The sequence below is a fragment of the Micromonospora inyonensis genome, assembly GCF_900091415.1.
GTDB lineage: Bacteria > Actinomycetota > Actinomycetes > Mycobacteriales > Micromonosporaceae > Micromonospora > Micromonospora inyonensis.
In genome coordinates, this window is the sequence record NZ_FMHU01000002.1 from 2,422,690 (window position 1) to 2,440,372 (window position 17,683).

Sequence of the window (17,683 nt, forward strand, 5' to 3'; positions counted from 1 at the left end):
CGGTCATCGGGGATGGGTGGTCGTCGCCGGCCGGTACCCGCCCCGCTCGCCGGCGGCCACGTCGAAGGCGAGCTCACCGTCCCGGGCGTCCACGGTCACCCGCTGGCCGGGTGAGATGTCCCCCTCCAGCAGCATCCGGGACAGCCGGTTGTCCAGCTCGCGCTGGATCGTCCGGCGCAGTGGACGGGCCCCGAACTCGGGCTGGTGCCCCTGCTCGGCGAGCCAGTCGACGCCCGCCTCGGTGACGTCGACGGTGATGTCCTGCGCGTGCAACCGACGCCGGGTCTCCTCCAGCAGCAGGCCCGTGATCTGCCGCAACTGCTCCGCCTCGAGCCGGCGGAAGACGATGATCTCGTCGATCCGGTTGAGGAACTCCGGACGGAAGTTCTCCTGGAGCCGGCGCATCAGCCGCTCGCGCAGTTCGTCGGTCTCCTGCGGGCTGCCGGGTTCGCCGGCACCGAAGCCGACGCTGCGGCCGGCCCCGGTGATCAGCTCCGAACCGAGGTTGCTGGTCATGATCAGCACGGTGTTCCGGAAGTTCACCGTCCGGCCCTGGCTGTCGGTGAGCCGGCCGTCGTCGAGCACCTGGAGCAGGATGTTGAACACGTCCGGGTGCGCCTTCTCGATCTCGTCCAGCAGCACCACCGCGTACGGGCGACGCCGGACGGCCTCGGTGAGCTGGCCGGCCTCCTCGTACCCGACGTAGCCGGGGGGCGCGCCGACCAGCCGGGCGACCATGTGCCGTTCCCCGAACTCGCTCATGTCCAGCCGGACCATCCGGTCGGCGTCGCCGAACAGCGCCTCCGCCAGGGCCCGGCCCAGCTCGGTCTTGCCGACGCCGGTGGGGCCGAGGAAGAGGAAGCTGCCCATCGGCCGGTCCGGATCGGCCAGCCCGGTCCGGGAGCGGCGGACCGCCTCGGCGACCGCGTTCACCGCGTCCTCCTGGCCGACCACCCGCTCGTGCAGGTGCCCCTCCAGCCGCAGCAGCCGGTCCCGTTCCTCCTCGGTGAGCTGGTTGACCGGGATGCCGGTGGCCCGGGAGACCACCTCGGCGATCTCCGCCGGTCCGACCTCGGGCACCTGCGGGGCGTCGGTCTCGCCCCTGGCCACCCTGATCTGTTCCTCGATCTCCGTCAGCCGGTCCCGCAGCGCGGAGGCGCGCTCGTACTGCTCGTCGGCGACCGCCTGCTCCTTGTCCCGGCGCACCTCGTCGAGCTGGCGTTCCAGCTCCCGCACGTCCGCCGCCGGCGTCCGGGTCCGCAGCCGCACCCGCGCGCCGGCCTGGTCGATCAGGTCGATCGCCTTGTCCGGTAGGTAGCGGTCGGTGACGTACCGGTCGGCGAGTTCGGCGGCGGCGACCAGCGACTCGTCGGTGAACCGGACCTGGTGGTGGGCCTCGTACCGGTCGCGCAGGCCACGCAGGATGGCGACGGTGTCCTCGACGGTGGGCTCCGGCACGAGGACCGGCTGGAAGCGGCGGGCCAGCGCGGCGTCCTTCTCGATGCTGCGCCGGTACTCGTCCAGCGTGGTCGCGCCGATGACCCGAAGCTCGCCCCGGGCCAGCGCGGGCTTGAGCATGTTGGAGGCGTCCATGCCCCCCTCGCTGCCGGCCCCACCGGCCCCGACCAGGGTGTGGATCTCGTCCAGGAAGATGATCAGCTCGTCGCGGTGGGCGCGGATCTCGTCGATCACCTTCTTCAGCCGTTCCTCGAAGTCGCCCCGGTAACGGGTGCCGGCGACCAGTCCCGCCAGGTCGAGCTGGATGACCCGCTTGCCGATCAGCGTCTGCGGCACGTCGCCGTCGCAGATCCGCTCGGCCAGCCCCTCGACGATCGCGGTCTTGCCGACGCCGGCCTCGCCGATCAGCACCGGGTTGTTCTTGGTACGGCGGGAGAGGATCTCCACTGCCTGCTCGATCTCGTCGCCGCGGCCGATCACCGGGTCGATCCGGTCGGCCTTGGCGAGGTCGGTCAGGTCCTGGCCGTACTGGTCCAGGGTCGGTGTGCCCCGGTCCGCTCCTGCGCCACTCATCGGTCCCCGCTCCGTCCCCGCCGCCTGCAGGGACTCCGGTTGGATCCGCCCGGCCGCCAGCATCCGCCCGGCCGGCGACTCCGGGTTGAGCGGCAGGGCCATGAGGATGTGTTCGGGGCCGATGTAGTTCGCCCCGATCGCCCGGGCGAGCTGGTGGGCGTCGAGCAGTGCCCGCTTGGCCGCCGGGGTGAGGGAGAGGTTCGGCGGCACCTCGCCGCCGGGCGCCCCGTCGCCCCGGCCCCCGAGTGCGTTGAGCAGGGTGTCCGGATCCGCACCGGCCCGGCTCATCAGGTCGCGTAGCGCCTGGCGTTGCAGGGCGGCCCAGAGCAGGTGGTCGGTGTCCAGGTCGTTGCTGCGTCGCTGGGCCGCGCGGCGGGCGGCGTCGGCCAGCAACTCCCGCGCGTCGGCGGTCATCAGACGGGTGATGTCGACCCGGTGCGCGGGTCGGCCACCGCCCTCCCCCCGGCCGAAGTAGCGGGCCAGGAACTCGTCCCACGGGTCGGCGCCGAAGTCAGCGGGTCCCCACATGAGCAGTCCTCCCGAGATCGGCGGCGACAGGATCGACACGCAGGGCTACCCGGGGGTGGCCCCGACAAACGCGTCCGGATGGCAGGGTGGGGGACATGGAGACGACCCCGCTGCTGATCGTGGATGCCGCCAACGTCGTCGGGAGCCGCCCCGACGGGTGGTGGCGGGACCGGGTCGGCGCCACCACCCGGCTACGGGACAGGCTGGTGCCGGTGGGCGGTCGGGGCGTACCGCCGGAACTGCCGGCACCAGCCGAGGTGGTGCTGGTGGTCGAGGGGGCCGCCCGGGACGTACCGGCCACCGACGGGGTGCGGGTGGTGGCCGCCGCCGGGTCGGGCGACGACGCGATCGTGGAACTGGTGGGGGCCGAGACCGGACGCCGGCGGCTGGTGGTGACCGCGGACCGGGTGCTGCGGGAACGGGTCCGGGCACTGGGTGCGGAGGTGTACGGACCCCGCTGGCTGCGCGGCGAACGCGACGCGCCGGGACGGGCCACCGCCGTGCCCGTGTCACCGGATCCGACCCGACCGGCCTGACCGTGGCCGACCCCTTCGGCCCTGACCGGCGGCAAGCGGACAGCGGGGCAGTAACACCCACAGGGCGGATGTTCTCTCCCACACCGGGATAGGCTCTAATGGAGTCCTCCCCGCCCCCCAGGAGGTTTCACCGTGGCGAGCGTCGCCGAGCTCAAGGCCGCCATCGATGTCGCGCTCCAGCAGATCGGTGAAGGTCAGACAGCGGTGCAGGCAGCCGGTGAGAAGCTGGCCGAGGCACAGCAGACCCTCGCCGGCGCGTTGGAGGGCAGCGGGCACGAGACCGTCGAGGCCGCGCAGGCCTCGCTGACCCAGGCCAGCCAGGAGTTGGAGGAGTGTCTCGCCGCGACGCTGGTCGCGGTGGAACAGGCGCAGCTCTACGTCTCGACGCTCTGAGCCCATGTCGATCATCGAGGACATCGGAGCCCAGGTCCGCGCCGCCTCCGACGAGCTGCCGCTGGCGTCGCTGGCCCAGGCACTGGAGAAGTTCGCCCTGGCCACCGAGCGGCTGCGCTGGGTCCGGCAGGAGTCGTCGAACCCGATGGGGGTGCCGGAGCTGTCCGCCGCCGTGGAGCACGCCGAATCCGCCGGACACGCCCTACGGGTGGCGCAGGAGCAGCTCGCCAGCTATCTGGCCGCCATCGGCCTCGGCGCGGACGGCGCCCCGGCGGCGAAGCCGCAGCCCCGCCAGCCGGCGCACGACGCGCCCCGGGACGCCGCACCGCCGGACGGGGACCCGGCCGGGGACCCGACTCCCGCCCCGGCGGTGCGCCGCTGGTGGGCGGTACGGGTGGCGGAGCTGACCGGCGGCTCGGAGGGCGAGCCAACCGGCCCGGACGAGCAGGTGACCGACGCCCGGGAGCTGCTGCGCCGGGTGGTCGGCGGGGTGAAGGCCGGCGACCGGACCCGACTGCACACCGAGTTGCGCCGGGCGCACGCCGACGTCGGTCTGGGCCTGGCCACGGTGACGCCGCCACTGCTGCGGGAGCTGGCCAGCGACCTGCTGGGACACCCGCCCAAGGCCACCGACCTGCCGAAACTGCGCAACGAGCTGGACGGTCGGGTGCGGGACCTGCTGCCCGGCCTGCCGCCGCCGGTGCTGGAGACCGTGCTGACCCGGGTCTGTCGGATGCCCCCGCCCCGGCAGCGCTCCGACGACGAGCAGCCGCACCCGGCCGACCCGGCGGTCACCGCCGGGGTGGTGACCGGCCTGCTGCTGGCCCGGCTCGGCCGGGACCTACCGCCCGAGCGGCCCGACGACGAGCGGCCACCGGCCGGATCCGACCGGGACGCGGGCGCGCCGCCGCCCCGGGCGGCCACCGACCCCGCACGCGGCAGGCCCGGTCCACATGGCTGACCGTCGGGCCCAGTTGGTGGGGCGGGTCCGGGGCCTGCTCTCCGAGGCGTTGGGCTCGGCCCGGGGCCGGCTGTCCGCCGCGCGGGGCGAGCTGGACGCCGGGCAGGACCGGTTGGCACGGGTGCGGCGGGCCGCCGCGACGGTGCCGCAACGGGTCGGCACCGAACGGGACCGCCGACTCGCCGAGATCGACTCCCGGTACACCGCACGGATCGCGGAGCTGGCCCGGCGGGCCGCCGTCGCCGCCGAGCGGGAGGCCCCGGGTGCGGCGTCGGCCGACTGGGCGCGGTGGACGCCCACCCCGGCCGGACGGGCCGAACCGCCCGGCGCGGTCCGGATCGGCACCGTCCGGATCCCCGGTGCGGGACCGGTGCCGGCGCTGGTGCCGCTGCTGGACGCCGGGCACGTCCACCTCTCCGGCGACCACAGCCCCGGCGGCGACGCGGTGGTCTCGGCGCTGCTGCTGCGCAGCATCGGCCGGGCCGAGCCGGGCACGGTCCGGCTGATCGGGTACGACCCGGAGCACCTCGGCGGCGGCCTGGCCGGATTCGCCCCGCTCGGCACCGCCGGGCTGCTCACCTTCGTCGGCCCGGGTGGACTGGCCCGGTTGCTGGACGACCTGGTGGAGCAGATCCGCCGGATCAACGAGACCGTGCTGGCCGGGGAGCACTCCTCCGTGCGGGAACTGGCCTCGGCGACCGGGCGGCGGCCGGAGCCGTGGCGGGTGGCCGTGCTGCTCGGCGGGGACGAACTGTCCCGACACGAGCGCGGCCAGCTCGACCGGGTGGTCCGGACCGGGGCGGCCTGCGGGGTGCACCTGGTGGTCCGGGGCATCCCGCTGCCGGACGACCCGACCGTGCAGCGGGTCCTGGTCGCCCCCGGCGACGTCCGCATCGGCGGGCCGACCGGGCTGCCGGTCCGCCTCGACCCCCCGCCCCCGGCGCCCCTGGTCACCGAGACGTGTCGACAGGTGGCCGGCACGGTCGCCGCTGGCCCGGCCCCGACCCCGTTCACCGAGCTGCTCCCGCCGCCGGAGCAGATGTGGAAGGAGGACTCGTCGACCGCCCTGGTCGCGCCGATCGGCGAGGGGCCCAGTGGGCGCCCGGTGCTGCTGACCCTCGGCGACTATCCGCCGCACGCCCTGATCGGCGGTCCCTCCGGCACCGGCAAGACCAACCTGATCTTCGCCTGGATCGGGGCCCTGGCCTCCCGCTACTCCCCCGCCGAGCTGGAGTTCTACCTGCTCGACTTCAAGGAGGGGGTGTCCTTCGCCCGGTTCGCGCAGGGGCGGCGGGACCCGAGCTGGCTACCCCACATGCGGCTGGTCGGGATCAACGTCAACACCGACCGGGAGTTCGGCCTGGCCCTGCTGCGCTTCCTCGCCGAGGAGCTGCGCCGCCGGGCCGACGCCGCCAAGCAGCACGAGGTCACCAAGCTCTCCGAGCTGCGGGCGGTCGACCCGACCGGGCACTGGCCCCGGATCGTGGCGGTGGTGGACGAGTTCCAGATGCTGCTCGCCGGCCGGGACGTGGTCGCCCGGGAGGCCGCCGACCTGCTGGAGGACCTGGCCCGGCGGGGCCGCTCGCAGGGCATCCACCTGGTGCTCGCCTCGCAGGACGTGCGCGGCATCGAGGCGCTGTGGGGCCGTCCCGCGCTGGTCGCCCAGTTCACCCTCCGGATCGCGCTGCCGAAGGCGCTGCGCATCCTCGCCGAGCGCAACGACGCCGCCCAGTCCCTGCCCCGGCACCACGCGGTGATCAACGCGGAGTCCGGCATGGTGGAGGGCAACCAGGTGGCCCGCATCCCCTCGGCCAGCGAGTGGGAAACCTGGAGCGAGCTCCAGCACCGGCTGTGGCGGATGCGCCCGCCGGACGCCGCCCCGGCCCGCCTCTTCGACGGCGACGCGATCCCCCGGCTCGCCGACGCCCCCGACTACCGCGCCCTGACCCCGGCCCGGCAGCCGGGCGGGCCACGCGGCCCGGTCGCCCTGCTCGGGGAGATCATCGACGTGCAGGCCCGGTCGGCGGCGCTGCGGCTGCCCCGGGCACCCGGGCGGAACCTGGCGGTGCTGGGCACCCGGGTCGACGAGGCGTGCGCGGTGCTCGACGCGGCCGGGCGGTCGCTGGCCCGTCAGCACGAGCCCGGGTCGGCCCGGTTCTCCATCGCCTGTCTCGACCCGGACGCCGACCACGCCGCCCGCACCCTCTACTCCGACCTCGCCGACGACGCCGCCTGGTACGACGAGGAGACGGTGCCGGAGCTGATGGCCGAGACGGCCGAGGCACTCACCGCGCCGGGCACCCCGGCCACCCCGCACTACCTGCTGCTCTACGCGGTCGACGCGGCGTCCGGCCGGCTGGGCACGCGGGTAGGCCGGCGAACCGGGCTGGAGCACCTGCGGCAGATCCTGCACGACGGGCCGGAACGGCGTACCCATGTGCTGGCCTGGTGGCGGGGCGTGGCCCGGATGCGCATCGACCTGGGCGGGCCGGCGTCGCGGACCGACCAGATCGGGGCGTGGGTGGCGCTGGACGTGCAGGGCGGCGAGCTGGGGTCGTCGTTGTACCCGGGCACCGGTGGTCCGGACTGGTACCCGCGCCCGTGGCGGGGACTCTTCTTCGACCGGGCGGTGCACCGCACCGGGCAGACGATCATCCCCTATGGACTTTCCCGATGAACGAACCGGTCACCAGTGAGTCGTACGCCGCCTGCCTCCGTCGGCTGGCGGAGCTGACCGCGCGGGCGGCGACGCAGCGCGCCGAGGCGGAGAGCTGGCACGAGCGGCAGTGCGCCGCCGCCGAACGGGCCGTACGGGAGGCCGCCGAGCAGGTCCGGCGGGCCGAGGCGGAGGTCGCCGAGGCCACCGAACTGGTGGAGCGGGTCGACACCGAGGCGAACCACCTGTGGCAGGTGCTGCGCGGCCGGCTGGGTGCCGGGGCCCGTCGCCTGGGTGACCCGCCGGGGCCGGCGCGGGGTGCCTCGGGTGACCCGACGGTGCTGCTGGACCGGGCGCGCGAGCTGCTGGACCGCACCCGGCAGCCGGGGGACCTGCCCGGGGCGGTGAACCCGCTGCTGGCGCTCTGCGGGGCCCTGGGCGCGGTGGTGGCGTACGCGGTGGGGGCCGGAGCGCGTGTCGCGGGCGAGCGGTACGGCGGTGACCTGGCCGTGGGGCTGCCGGTGATCGCGTTGGTGGTCTCGCTGCTCGGGCCGTTGATCGGGCTGGGGCCGGCGAAGCTGCTCGCCGACCGGCGGCACGCCCTGCTCGGCCCCCGTCCGATGGCGATCGTGCTGGCAGCCGGCCTGGCCACCACCGCGCTGCTGTTCACCGTCGCCCGCTGACCCGGTCAGCGGGCAGCCGCCACGACGCGGTGGACCGGAGCCGGCAGCCGGGCAGGCGGCGGGGCCGGGTCAGGCGGCGGGGACCAGCACGGCCTCGCGGAGCAGTCGCCGGGCGAGGACGAGCCGATCGGCGTCGTCGTCCAGGCCCGGCAGGTCGCCGACGCGCCCGACGGCACCGGTGAGCAGGGCCCGTACCGCCTCGGCGCACTGCGCCGGCAACGAGACGGTGCGGTCGAAGACGCGTAGTGCGACCCGTTCCGGGCCGTCCGGGACGAGCTGCCAGCGCAGTCCGGGCCGGACGGTGAGGGTGCTGTCGACGGTCAGCTCACGGATCGCGGCGGCCTGGGCCAGCGGGCGGATCGGCGCGGGCCGGGCGGCGGGCCAGGCCCGCTGCCGGAGCCGGCCGGCGACCGCCGTCGGGTCGGCGCGCAGCAGCCAGTCCCGCAGCGCCTCGACCGTCTCGGTCAGTTCCGGTTCGATCGCGTCGGGGTCGGCCAGGTCGACGCCGAACGGAAGGGTGGCCCGCAGGCGCGGGTCTTCGGCGGCGAGGGCGAGCAACTCCTCGACGATCGCGTACCGGGTGAGCGCCCGGACGCCGATGGTCAGGTGCAGCGAGCTGGACTCCTGCGCCTGGGCGCTGTGCAGCCAGCCCCGGGGCAGGTAGAGCGCGTCGCCGGGGGCGAGCACCACGTCGAGCGCGGCCGGCCCCTCGGCGGTGGCCGAGACCTCGTCGGCCCGGCCGCCCCACGGTTGCCGTTCCAGCGGGTCGGGCAGCACCGGCGGGTGGATCCGCCAGCGCTTGCGGCCGTCGACCTGGAGCACGAAGACGTCATGGGTGTCGTAGTGGGTGGCGAAGCCCTGGTTGCCCGGCGGGGTGAGGTAGGCGTTGACCTGCAACGGCTGACCGACGGCGAGGCCCAGGTCGCGGGCCAGGTCGATCATCGCCGGCCAGGTGCGGTGCAGCCCCTGGAGGACCAGGGTGGCGCCGTCGGCGTACTGCGCGAGGACGCGTTCGTCGAGGACCTGGTCGCCGATCTCGGCGCCGGCCCCACCACCACCGGTCCAGCGCGCCGCCGGCACGAGCTGGCCGTCGCGGGCGATCCGGAGGAAGGGGGTACGCAGCCCGCGCCGGCTGAGCAGTTCGTCGGCGTCGGCGGGGCTGAACAGGTCGGTGAAGCCGACCGGGTTGGGCAGTTCGTCGGCGCGGGACAGCAGCGGGGTGCGTCCCCAGTGGGCGGCGGCGAACTTCGCCGGTTCGACGGCAACACACCGGGCGAGCGCGGCGACGGCGGCGGACGGCACCGCCGGGCGACCAGGGCCGCCCGGCGGGTCGATGTTCGTCACTGCCGGTTACCGGGCGCCGCCATCGGCGCCACCGTCCTGCTGGCCCGGGGTCGCGCCACCGTCGGCCGGACCCTCCGCGCCGCCATCGGCACCACCGTCCTGCTGGCCCGGGGTCGCCCCACCGTCGGCCGGACCCTCCGCGCCGCCATCGGCACCACCGTCCTGCTGGCCCGGGGTCGCCCCACCGTCGGCCGGACCCTCCGCGCCGCCATCGGCACCACCGTCCTGGTGACCGGGGGTGGCACCGCCGTCGGCCGGACCCTCCAGGCCGCCGCCGCTGGTCGTGTTGATGTCGTCGTCGTTCAGTGCCATCGGTGCTCCCTCGGAAGTCGCCGCCCCGTCCCGGGGACGGGGTCTCGTCGTGCAGCCGGTGGTACCCGCCGCGCGATCTTCTCTAACCACACGGTAGGTGGCTCCTCCCGGGCGTACCGGCGGTTTCGGTCAACCGGTCGGTGGTCCGGCACGGGATGCCCGGCCGGCCCGACGGCCCAACCGCGGGCCGTCGGGCCGGGCGAGCCGGCTCAGGGAATCATCCGGGCCAGGTCGCGGGGCATGGTGGCACGTACGTCGTCCCACTCGCCCTGGGTGACGTGCCGGCGCAGGGTGTCCAGCACCACCTGCACGACCCGCTCCGGGCCGCCGTCCGTCTCGTACGGGAAGCCCCGCCGGACCTCGTAGAGGAAGTCGTCCCGGTTGAGCTTGACCGGCACGTTCGACGGGTCCCAGCCGTCGAAGTAGACCCCGCGGACCAGCACCGGCAGCTGCGCGGAGAACTCCACGCTCTCCTGCACCGGCATCCGGTCGCGCAGCAGGTGCAGCACCGTGCGCAGGGCCGCGAAGGACTGGTTCCGGCGCTCCTTCGACCAGCCGTAGGCCTGCTCGATGTCCTTGAGGATCAGATTGGTCTTGTCCAGCGATGACTCGAACACCGAGTTCGGTTCGTTAGCCATGTGCCCACCCCCGTCGGTCGGTCTCCCACCGTCCATGGTCGTCGCGCCGTGGCGGCGCGGTCGGGCCCCGCCACTGCCGGGCCGGGCCACCCGCACCGCCACGATCGCCGGGGACCGGGTGAGGTCGCGTCACCCCCGCCGGGTGAATCGGGCCGGTGACCGGCGTCGTCCCAGGGGTGCGCGGCCGGGGTGGTTCAGTCGACGTCGAGCAGCCGGGCCAGCGTGGCCGCGTTGGTCTGCGCGTAGTCGCGGTAGCAGTTGTTCAGGAGCACGTGCGTGCGCTCGGCCCGCCCGGCCAGTTCGCGCAGCCTCGGCGCCCAGGCGCGCAGTTCCCGGTCCGAGTAGTGGTAGCCGAACTTCTCGTGGATGTCCTTGCTGGTCCACTTGTCACTGTGGCCGTGGAACCGGACCACGGCCAGGTCGGTGGTGGCCGCGAGCACCGGTGGGACCGACGAGCGGTGTCCCTGCGGCATGTCCACGCAGACGTACGTCAGCTCGTGCCGGCGCAGGAGGTCGAGGGTCTCGTCGGCGTTGTCCCCGGCGAACCACGAGGCGTGCCGGAACTCGAAGGCCGGACGCAGTGGCGCACACCGCCGCGCCACCTCCAGCAGGTACTGCTTGTTCTCCCGCCGGATGGTGAACCAGGGCGGGAACTGGAACAGCAGCGCGCCGAGCCGGCCCGCGGCGACCAGCGGGTCCAGGGCGGTGAGGAACCGGGTCCAGACCTCCTCGTACGCCTGGGCCGGCAGGTCGCCCGGGTAGAGGTGCCGCTTCTCCGTCTCCGGGCGCAGGTCCCTGTGCAGGGCGGCCACCCGGGTGGGGTGTCCGGTGAGGAGGCTGAACGCCTTGACGTTGAAGGTGAACCCGGCCGGGGTGCGCTCGGCCCAGAGCCGGGCCGTCCGCTCGGCCGGGGGCGCGTAGTAGGTGGCGTCCACCTCGACCAGCGGAAACCGGCTGGCGTAGTGGGCCAGCCGCTTCTCCGGGGTGTCCGCGTCCGGCGGGTACCACCCGGATTCGAGCAGGGTCGCGTCCGTCCAGGAGGCGGTGCCGACCAGGATCCGGCCCACGGCGGTCAACTCCACCGCCCCGGCGGTGCGACCGGGGCGGTGGGTGGCATGACCGGACTCAGGCGGCCCGCCGTTCCCGGGACTGCTTGCAGCTGACGCACGTGGTGGCGGCGGGGAAGATCTCCAGCCGCTCGACCGGGATCGGGTCGGAGCAGCCCTCGCAGTGGCCGTACGTGCCCTCCTCCAGCCGGGCCAGGGCGTGCTCGAACTGCGCCCGCCGGTCGAGGATGGTCCGCAGCAGGGACTGCGCGGTGTCCCGCTCGGCGGTCTTGGTGCCGCTGTCGGCCTGGTCGTCCCCGGCGGTGTCGCCGACCTCCACCAGCCGGAGCACCTGGCTCTCCTGCATGGTCTGCTCGTACTCCCCGGAGAGTTCGTCGTAGCGGGCCTGCAGGGCGAGCCGGATCCGGTCGATATCCTCCTGGGATCGCCCCGTTCCGACCGTGTCGTGGACGAGCATCGCTGTCTGCCTTTCCTCGGGCTCGTCGGACCCCGGGTAACCGGGTGTACACCCGGCGACGGTCCGCTTGTGAGCCGGGCGATTACCCAGGCCCACGGAGGGTCAAACCGGCGATCTTCCGACCGTCGGGCCGGCGTCGACCCACCCGCTCCACGCCCCGGCCGACGCGGTCCCCGCCGACGGCGGTCCCCCGGCCGGCTCGCCCCGGACTCCGGCTGCTCACCGCGCCGGGGCGGGATCGACCAGTGCCGGGTGCCGGGGGTCGTCCACCCGGACCACCACGTCGGCGAAGGACTCCGGGGCGACCTCCTCGGTGTAGCGGGCGAAGGCGGGCAGGGTCCACGCCTGCCCGGGTTCGGTGCGGCGGCGCAGCGCGGCCGGCGAGAGCGCCAGGTGGACGGTGACGTCGAACGGGAGCCCGCCGCCGAGCAGCAGCGGGCCGCTGACCAGGACCACCCCACCGGGCGGGAGACGCACGTACCCGACCCGGCTGGCCCGGTCGGTGCGGGCGTCCCAGAGCGAGGGCAGCAGTTGGCCGGTGCCGTCGGGACCGGCCGGGTCCAGGACCTCGCGGCGCAGCCCGGCCTCGTCGAACCAGCCCAGGTAGTACGCGTCGGGGTTGGTGCGGCCGTGTTCCAGGCGGACCGAGGCCGGGCGGAGGAAGTCGGCGGTGCGGACGTGCAGCACCGGACGGCCGGCGGCGCGCAGCGGGTCGACCAGCGCCCCGGCCAGGACGTCCGGTTCGGCGGCGGGCGGGCCGTCCACCGCGACCCGCAACCGGCCGGCGACCGGGGTGCCGACCAGCCGGTCGGTCAACGCGACGACGAGCCGTTCGGGTGAGATCGGTCGGATCCGCATCCGCCCATGGTGCCGGACCGGGCGGAGGCACCGCCCCGGACCGCGCGACGGGGCCGGACGGCGTCAGCCGGTGCGGTCGACGGTGACCCGCGCGTCGTCGGCGAGCCGGTAACCGACGCCGTAGACCGTGGTGACCAGTGGGACGTCCACCCCGACCTTGCCGCGCAGCCGCCGGACGTGCACGTCGACGGTGCGCACCCCGGCGTGTTCGTACCCCCAGACGGCGTTGAGCAGCTGCAGCCGGGTGAAGACCCGCCGGGGGTGGACCACCAGGTGCAGCAGCAGGTCGAACTCCAACCGGGTCAGCGGCAACGGCTCCCCGTCGCGCAGCACCGACCGGGAGGCGGCGAGGATGTGCAGCGCCGGCACGGTCGGGGCCGCCGGGGGCCGGGACGGCGTCCGCCCGGCCGGAACGGGATCCGGGCGGCGCTCCTGGGCGGGGCCGGTGGTGACGATCCCCTCCCCCCGTTCCAGTAACTCCCGGGCCGCCTCGAGCAGCCGGCGGGCGGGCGGGGTGAGCGCCTCCTCGGAGGCCAACGGGATGGACAGGGTCACGGTGAGGACCGGGGCCGCTGTGCTGGAGGGACGGCGCTGGCCGGCGGGAGGACGACCGGGAACCACGGGCTGGGACGTATGCCATCCGGCGCGCGACGAGGCGGGGCTGACCGACATGGTCCTCCTTGGCTGGTCCAGTGTCTCCCCACGGCCCGGGAACGCTCCTGTGATCGATATTTCCCGGTCCCTGTACGAGAATCAAGGGCGGCCGTGTTGCTGGAATGTGACAATCGGCGAACTCATCGCAGCCGACTGCTCGCTCTGCGTACGGTGCTTGATGATTACAGCAGAAGGGCCGGGATGATCCGATGCGGGGGTACCTTGCGGCTTTCACATCCTTCTGGCGGCGCTTGGGGCAGATCCGGGGCGGCCGGTGGCCTCAGTGGTCGCGGTCGATGAGCAGAGGGGCGTCGTCGGCGAGCCGGTAACCGACGCCGTGGACGGTGGTCACCAGCGGGACCTCCTCGCCGACCTTGGCGCGCAGCCGGCGGACGTGCACGTCCACCGTTCGCGTGACGGAGTGTTCGTGGCCCCAGACGCCGGCCAGCAGTTGCCGCCGGGTGAAGACCCGGCGTGGGTGCTCGGCGAGGAAGAGCAGCAGGTCGAACTCGATGCGGGTCAGGCCGAGGACCCGGGAGCCCCGGCGCACGTTCCGCGCGGCGACCGAGAGGACCAGCGTGCCCGGCCCGGACGGACGGGGTCGGGGCGTCGGCTCCGGGCCGCGCACGGCGACGGGGGCGGCAGCCGACGGACGGTCCGCGCCCTGCACCCGCAGGACCCCCTCGCCGGTGGCGGCCAACTCGTTGAGCAGCTCGACCAGGCGGGGGGTCACCGCATCGGGTGCGACGTCGACGGTGATGGTCAGGACCGGGGTCACCCGGGGCCGCGGCGGTGCGACCAGGCGGGGTGCGGGGTGCGCGGACGTGACGAAGACGGACATGCTGCCTCCCTGTTCGGGTGCCGCGCGACGCGCCGGGGTCGGCGGTCAGTACGGCGTGGGTCGGACGGCCACCGGCGCGAGGGTCGACGCGCTGGGCCGCAGGACGGTCGGGCCGAGCGTGGGTAGCCCGGCGATGGACCAGGCGGCGAAGCCGCCCACGACATCGGTGGCCCGGTGCAGGCCGATGTCCTGCAACGCGGCCGCGGCGAGCGACGAGGTGTAGCCCTCCTGGCACAGGATCACGACCCGCAGGTCGTAGTCGAGGACCTGCGGCAGCCGCGCGGCGCAGCGCGGGTCGAAACGCCACTCGAGGACGTTGCGTTCGATGGCGAGCGCACCCGGGACGCTGCCGTGCGCGGCCCGCTGGGCGGCCGGCCGGATGTCGACCAGCAGCGCGCCCCGCCGGTGGGCCAGGTGGGCCCGCTCCGGGTCGAGCCGGTGCAGCCGGGCCCGGGCGGCGGCGAGGATCTGGTCGATCCCCCGGGAGCCGAGAGGCGGCACAGTGGACGGGCTGGGAGGCGGCACAGTGGACGGGCTGGGAGGCGGCACCGTGGACGGGCCGGGTGGTGCGGTGACGGACGGGGTGGGTGGACAGTGGCGGGTCGGGTGCATCGTGGGTCCTCCGGGGCAACGGGGGTCGCGGACGCCGAGCGGGCGACGGGGTCGGGGCCTCACCAGGCGACGCCGGCGAGGGCGACCTCGGCGACCCGGAGGCGGCCGTCGGTGAGGTGGTAGCGGGTCATCCGGTGCAGGGCCGGGCGGTAGACGTGCAGGCTGACCGCCGGCCGGTCGTCCCGGTTGGTCACCCGGTGCACGTGCCGTGGGCCGAACCGACGACCGGCCCCCGCGGCGAGCAGGTGGGGGCGCAACCGTCCACCGGCGACGACCTCCTCGGTCAGCGCGCCGGAGACCACCAGGAAGGCACCGGCGGAGCCCCCGTGGTCGTGCAGGTCGGTGCCCTGCCCGGGGAGCCAGGTGAGCAGCCAGACCTCGTGGTCCGGTCCGGACGCGAGTCGGGTGTACCACCGCCGCTCGGGGTCGAACCGCACCGGCAGGGACGGCACGGCGATCCGGCGGGCGACGGCGAGCAGGTCCGGCTCGTACGGATGGTCCATGGCGGGGTCCTCGTGACGCGGGGCGACGGAAGCAGACCCAGAATAACCGCTAAAACCTAGCGGATTAGTATGCTTTCCCGAGGACTGGGACACCGATGGCGGGCACGCCGGCTCAGCGCCGGACCGGCGGCTCCACCCGGTAGCCGGGGACCGAGGGCCAGCGGACCGTGACCAGCACCGACTCCCGCTCGGCGTACCAGGAGTGGTCGACGCCCCGCCCCCAGAGCACGTAGTCACCGGGCTCGGTCAGGCGGACCGTCCGGTCCGGCAACTCCACCCGGAACGCCCCGCTGACCAGCACCAGCAGGGCGGTACGACACTCGTCGGTGGCCCACCGGGACCGGCTCTCCCCGCCCCGTGCACCCCCCACTTCACCTCCACGTCGGTACTGTGGCGCGGGTCGTCGACGGGCATGAAGTGCCCCAGCAGCCAGCCACCGTTGCCGGCCCCGTCCGCCCCCGCGTTGCCCACGTACACGGTCTCGCCCATGTCCAACCCTCCCGTCGTGGCGCAGCAGGCTAACAGCCGCCGTGACTAGGCTGGCGGGGTGACCGACGAACTCGACGACGAGACCCTCGCCTTCGCCCACCGGATGTTCGACCTGGCCCGGGGCGGCGTCACGGAGGAGCTGGCCGGGCAGGTCGACGCCGGGTTGCCGGTCAACCTGACCAACGGCAAGGGCGACACGCTGCTCATCCTCGCCGCGTACCACGCCCACCCGGAGACGGTCGCCGCCCTGCTGGCCCGGGGCGCCGACCACGGCCGTACCAACGACCGGGGGCAGACGGCGCTCGCCGCCGCCGTGTTCCGCAAGAACGTCCCCACCGTCCGGGCGCTGCTCGACGCCGGCGCGGACCCGGACCACGGCACGCCGTCGGCGGCGGAGGTCGCCCGCTTCTTCGACCTGCCGGAGATGCTGGCGCTGCTCGGCCGGGACTGACCCACCCCGACCGCGGTACGGCGGGGCCCGCAGCCGGTATACAGGAGACCGTGGAGGATCCCCTACCCGAACAGATGCGTACCGCCGCCGGGGCGCTGCTGGCCGCCCTCGACGGCCCGACCCGCGCCCGCGCCGCGCACCCCTTCGACGACGACGCCCGACGCCACCTGGAGTACCGGCCGCGTCCCCGGCCCGGGGTCTGCCTGGCCGACCTGGACCGGGGCGCCCGCAAGGCCACCCACCGCCTGCTCGCCACCGCGCTGAGCCCGCACGCGTACGCCCAGGCCATGACGATCATGGCGCTGGAGGAGGTGCTCGATCGGGCGGAGGGGTGGCGGCGGGGCCGACACAGCGACGACTACTGGGTCGCCGTCTTCGGCGATCCGGCGCGCGACGACCGCTGGTCCTGGCGGGTGGAGGGACACCACCTGTCGGTCAGCATGACCGTGGTGGACGACCAGGTCGCCGCCGCCCCGGTCTTCCTCGGCGCGAACCCCGCCGCCGTCCGCCACGCCGGCCGTACGGTCTCCCGGCCGCTCGCCGCCGAGGAGGACCTGGCGCGGGCCCTGCTGGACGCGATGGGTGCGTCCGCCCGTGCCGCCGCCGTCGTGGACGCCCGCGCCCCCGACGACATCATCAGCGCCACCCGCCCGACCGCGCCCGGCCGGATCGACCCCCTCGGAGTGCCCGCCAGCCGGCTCGGGCCGACCGGCCGGGCGCTGCTCGACCAGTTGGTCGCTCTCTACCTGGACCGGCTCCCGCCGGAACTGGCCGCCCGCGAGGCCCGCCGGCTCGACGGTGGGGAGCTGCACTTCGCCTGGGCCGGCCCGATCGCGCCCGGGCAACGCCACTACTACCGGGTCCAGGGCGAGGACCTGCTGATCGAGTACGACAACACCGCCGCCGACGGCAACCACGCACACACCGTGCTGCGTCGCCCGTCGGCGGACTTCGGCGCGGACCTGCTCGCCGCGCACCACGCCGAGGCCCACCCCCGCAACCGCTGAACCGTCGGGTCCCCCCGGTCAGCCCGGCGTGACCGCCTCGACCAGGAAGCGCCGGGCGTGGGCGACGAACGACCCCTCGGCCGCCATCCCCGCGCGGTGGCTCACCCGTTGACCGGACGGGGGGAGGGGCGGCGGAGTTCCACGGTGGACCCCGTCACCGCGCCGAGCGACTCCAGCCCGCCCGCCTCGACGCGACCTCGGTCGAAGATCCGCACCAGGTGCGCGCCGAGGGCCACCCCGACCGCGCCCACCGCGATCGCGACCAGCTCGGTGACGAACAGCGCGGCGGAGGGCCCGCGCCGGGGTGCGTCGGCCCGGACCAGGCAGGTCACCACGAAGATCGCCGCCATCGCGACGTTGACCACGTTGAAGCTGATCGCGGTACGCCGGGTGCGACCGGCCGGCACGTCCCACAGGTCGACCATCCCGGCGACCCCGGCCATCGCGGCGGCGACCAGCGCCGCCACCGACGTCCAGTAACCCACCTCGCCGAGGAAGGCCGGCCCGCCGGCCAGCTCGAACAGGTCGAACAGGGTGGCGCAGACGAAGAGTCCGAACGGGAACGTCACCAGCATGGGTTGGATCGGGTGGCCGTGCACCCGCAGTCGGCTCTGCATGTACCCTCCCCCGGCCCGGCTGCGACCCGGGGTTGCTACCCGGGG

General features: G+C 74.8%; 19 protein-coding genes and 1 pseudogene. 7 read left to right on the plus strand and 13 right to left on the minus strand.

Features of this window, described 5'->3' with window-relative positions:
- Positions 1-3: 3 nt before the first annotated feature.
- Positions 4-2,559, minus strand: coding sequence for an ATP-dependent Clp protease ATP-binding subunit (locus GA0074694_RS25210; RefSeq protein ID WP_091462510.1), 2,556 nt, complete (start codon positions 2,557-2,559; stop codon positions 4-6).
- A 95-nt stretch (positions 2,560-2,654) separates the two neighbouring features.
- Here GA0074694_RS25210 and GA0074694_RS25215 point away from each other — a divergent pair, with 95 nt between their 5' ends.
- The 5 genes from GA0074694_RS25215 (at position 2,655) to GA0074694_RS25235 (ending at position 7,788) form a co-directional block, all read left to right on the plus strand.
- On the plus strand, positions 2,655-3,095 hold the full coding sequence (locus GA0074694_RS25215) for an NYN domain-containing protein (protein ID WP_245714900.1): 441 nt from the start codon (positions 2,655-2,657) through the stop codon (positions 3,093-3,095).
- Between the two features lie 132 nt (positions 3,096-3,227).
- Entirely contained in the window at positions 3,228-3,488 is a 261-nt protein-coding gene (locus tag GA0074694_RS25220) for a hypothetical protein (RefSeq protein ID WP_091462511.1), read from the plus strand.
- 4 nt (positions 3,489-3,492) lie between these two features.
- Positions 3,493-4,449 carry a hypothetical protein gene (locus tag GA0074694_RS25225; protein WP_245714901.1) on the plus strand — a complete coding sequence of 319 codons (957 nt, stop codon included), beginning with the start codon at positions 3,493-3,495 and terminating at the stop codon, positions 4,447-4,449.
- Positions 4,442-7,126, plus strand: a complete 2,685-nt coding sequence (locus tag GA0074694_RS25230; protein WP_091462512.1) for an FtsK/SpoIIIE domain-containing protein — start codon at positions 4,442-4,444, stop codon at positions 7,124-7,126. Before GA0074694_RS25225 ends, GA0074694_RS25230 begins: the two co-directional genes overlap by 8 nt.
- Positions 7,123-7,788 carry a hypothetical protein gene (locus tag GA0074694_RS25235; RefSeq protein ID WP_091462513.1) on the plus strand — a complete coding sequence of 222 codons (666 nt, stop codon included), beginning with the start codon at positions 7,123-7,125 and terminating at the stop codon, positions 7,786-7,788. Before GA0074694_RS25230 ends, GA0074694_RS25235 begins: the two co-directional genes overlap by 4 nt.
- A 69-nt stretch (positions 7,789-7,857) precedes the next feature.
- On the opposite strand, the gene GA0074694_RS25240 is transcribed toward GA0074694_RS25235, so the two are convergent.
- The 11 genes and pseudogenes from GA0074694_RS25240 to GA0074694_RS25290 all read right to left on the minus strand — a co-directional run bounded on the left by GA0074694_RS25240 (position 7,858) and on the right by GA0074694_RS25290 (position 15,563).
- A complete protein-coding gene (locus GA0074694_RS25240; protein ID WP_091462514.1) occupies positions 7,858-9,132 on the minus strand; it encodes a cupin domain-containing protein in 1,275 nt (424 codons plus the stop codon).
- Between the two features lie 6 nt (positions 9,133-9,138).
- Positions 9,139-9,444 (minus strand): hypothetical protein, encoded by a 306-nt coding sequence (locus GA0074694_RS25245; RefSeq protein WP_091462515.1) that lies wholly within the window; start codon positions 9,442-9,444, stop codon positions 9,139-9,141.
- Between the two features lie 209 nt (positions 9,445-9,653).
- Positions 9,654-10,082 (minus strand): DUF2267 domain-containing protein, encoded by a 429-nt coding sequence (locus GA0074694_RS25250; RefSeq protein ID WP_091462516.1) that lies wholly within the window; start codon positions 10,080-10,082, stop codon positions 9,654-9,656.
- Positions 10,083-10,276: 194 nt separating this feature from the next.
- On the minus strand, positions 10,277-11,149 hold the full coding sequence (locus GA0074694_RS25255) for a DUF72 domain-containing protein (RefSeq protein ID WP_091463959.1): 873 nt from the start codon (positions 11,147-11,149) through the stop codon (positions 10,277-10,279).
- Positions 11,150-11,207: 58 nt separating this feature from the next.
- Positions 11,208-11,606, minus strand: a complete 399-nt coding sequence (locus GA0074694_RS25260; protein WP_091462517.1) for a TraR/DksA family transcriptional regulator — start codon at positions 11,604-11,606, stop codon at positions 11,208-11,210.
- A 219-nt stretch (positions 11,607-11,825) separates the two neighbouring features.
- On the minus strand, positions 11,826-12,464 hold the full coding sequence (locus tag GA0074694_RS25265) for a nucleoside/nucleotide kinase family protein (protein WP_091462518.1): 639 nt from the start codon (positions 12,462-12,464) through the stop codon (positions 11,826-11,828).
- 63 nt (positions 12,465-12,527) lie between these two features.
- Positions 12,528-13,136: a winged helix-turn-helix domain-containing protein gene (locus GA0074694_RS25270; RefSeq protein ID WP_091462519.1), complete on the minus strand. Its 609-nt coding sequence runs from the start codon at positions 13,134-13,136 to the stop codon at positions 12,528-12,530.
- Between the two features lie 262 nt (positions 13,137-13,398).
- The gene (locus GA0074694_RS33790) at positions 13,399-13,959 is read right to left on the minus strand and encodes a winged helix-turn-helix domain-containing protein (protein ID WP_091462520.1); all 561 of its coding nucleotides are present in this window, start codon (positions 13,957-13,959) and stop codon (positions 13,399-13,401) included.
- A gap of 45 nt (positions 13,960-14,004) precedes the next feature.
- Positions 14,005-14,484 (minus strand): rhodanese-like domain-containing protein, encoded by a 480-nt coding sequence (locus GA0074694_RS25280; protein WP_245714902.1) that lies wholly within the window; start codon positions 14,482-14,484, stop codon positions 14,005-14,007.
- A gap of 146 nt (positions 14,485-14,630) precedes the next feature.
- A complete protein-coding gene (locus GA0074694_RS25285) occupies positions 14,631-15,074 on the minus strand; it encodes a cysteine dioxygenase (protein WP_091462522.1) in 444 nt (147 codons plus the stop codon).
- A 112-nt stretch (positions 15,075-15,186) separates the two neighbouring features.
- Positions 15,187-15,563 (minus strand): annotated as a pseudogene (locus tag GA0074694_RS25290) (cupin domain-containing protein).
- Between the two features lie 58 nt (positions 15,564-15,621).
- On the opposite strand from GA0074694_RS25290, the gene GA0074694_RS25295 reads away from it, so the two are divergent.
- Both GA0074694_RS25295 and GA0074694_RS25300 read left to right on the plus strand, forming a co-directional pair.
- Positions 15,622-16,014, plus strand: coding sequence for an ankyrin repeat domain-containing protein (locus GA0074694_RS25295; RefSeq protein WP_091462523.1), 393 nt, complete (start codon positions 15,622-15,624; stop codon positions 16,012-16,014).
- A gap of 50 nt (positions 16,015-16,064) precedes the next feature.
- Complete coding sequence (locus GA0074694_RS25300) at positions 16,065-17,021, plus strand: DUF3500 domain-containing protein (protein ID WP_176738116.1); 957 nt, start codon at positions 16,065-16,067, stop codon at positions 17,019-17,021.
- A 101-nt stretch (positions 17,022-17,122) separates the two neighbouring features.
- Here GA0074694_RS25300 and GA0074694_RS25305 read toward each other — a convergent pair whose 3' ends face one another.
- Positions 17,123-17,638, minus strand: a complete 516-nt coding sequence (locus tag GA0074694_RS25305; RefSeq protein ID WP_091462525.1) for a DUF2231 domain-containing protein — start codon at positions 17,636-17,638, stop codon at positions 17,123-17,125.
- Between the last annotated feature and the right edge of the window lie 45 nt (positions 17,639-17,683).

Excerpts from the sequence above, each read along its gene's own strand:
- GA0074694_RS25210 (WP_091462510.1), bottom strand. The coding sequence starts at position 2,559 with ATGTGGGGACCCGCTGACTTCGGCGCCGACCCGTGGGACGAGTTCCTG.
- GA0074694_RS25215 (WP_245714900.1), top strand. The coding sequence starts at position 2,655 with ATGGAGACGACCCCGCTGCTGATCGTGGATGCCGCCAACGTCGTCGGG.
- GA0074694_RS25225 (WP_245714901.1), top strand. The coding sequence starts at position 3,493 with ATGTCGATCATCGAGGACATCGGAGCCCAGGTCCGCGCCGCCTCCGAC.
- GA0074694_RS25230 (WP_091462512.1), top strand. The coding sequence starts at position 4,442 with ATGGCTGACCGTCGGGCCCAGTTGGTGGGGCGGGTCCGGGGCCTGCTC.
- GA0074694_RS25235 (WP_091462513.1), top strand. The coding sequence starts at position 7,123 with ATGAACGAACCGGTCACCAGTGAGTCGTACGCCGCCTGCCTCCGTCGG.
- GA0074694_RS25245 (WP_091462515.1), bottom strand. The coding sequence starts at position 9,444 with ATGGCACTGAACGACGACGACATCAACACGACCAGCGGCGGCGGCCTG.
- GA0074694_RS25250 (WP_091462516.1), bottom strand. The coding sequence starts at position 10,082 with ATGGCTAACGAACCGAACTCGGTGTTCGAGTCATCGCTGGACAAGACC.
- GA0074694_RS25260 (WP_091462517.1), bottom strand. The coding sequence starts at position 11,606 with ATGCTCGTCCACGACACGGTCGGAACGGGGCGATCCCAGGAGGATATC.
- GA0074694_RS25265 (WP_091462518.1), bottom strand. The coding sequence starts at position 12,464 with ATGCGGATCCGACCGATCTCACCCGAACGGCTCGTCGTCGCGTTGACC.
- GA0074694_RS25270 (WP_091462519.1), bottom strand. The coding sequence starts at position 13,136 with ATGTCGGTCAGCCCCGCCTCGTCGCGCGCCGGATGGCATACGTCCCAG.
- GA0074694_RS33790 (WP_091462520.1), bottom strand. The coding sequence starts at position 13,959 with ATGTCCGTCTTCGTCACGTCCGCGCACCCCGCACCCCGCCTGGTCGCA.
- GA0074694_RS25285 (WP_091462522.1), bottom strand. The coding sequence starts at position 15,074 with ATGGACCATCCGTACGAGCCGGACCTGCTCGCCGTCGCCCGCCGGATC.
- GA0074694_RS25305 (WP_091462525.1), bottom strand. The coding sequence starts at position 17,638 with ATGCAGAGCCGACTGCGGGTGCACGGCCACCCGATCCAACCCATGCTG.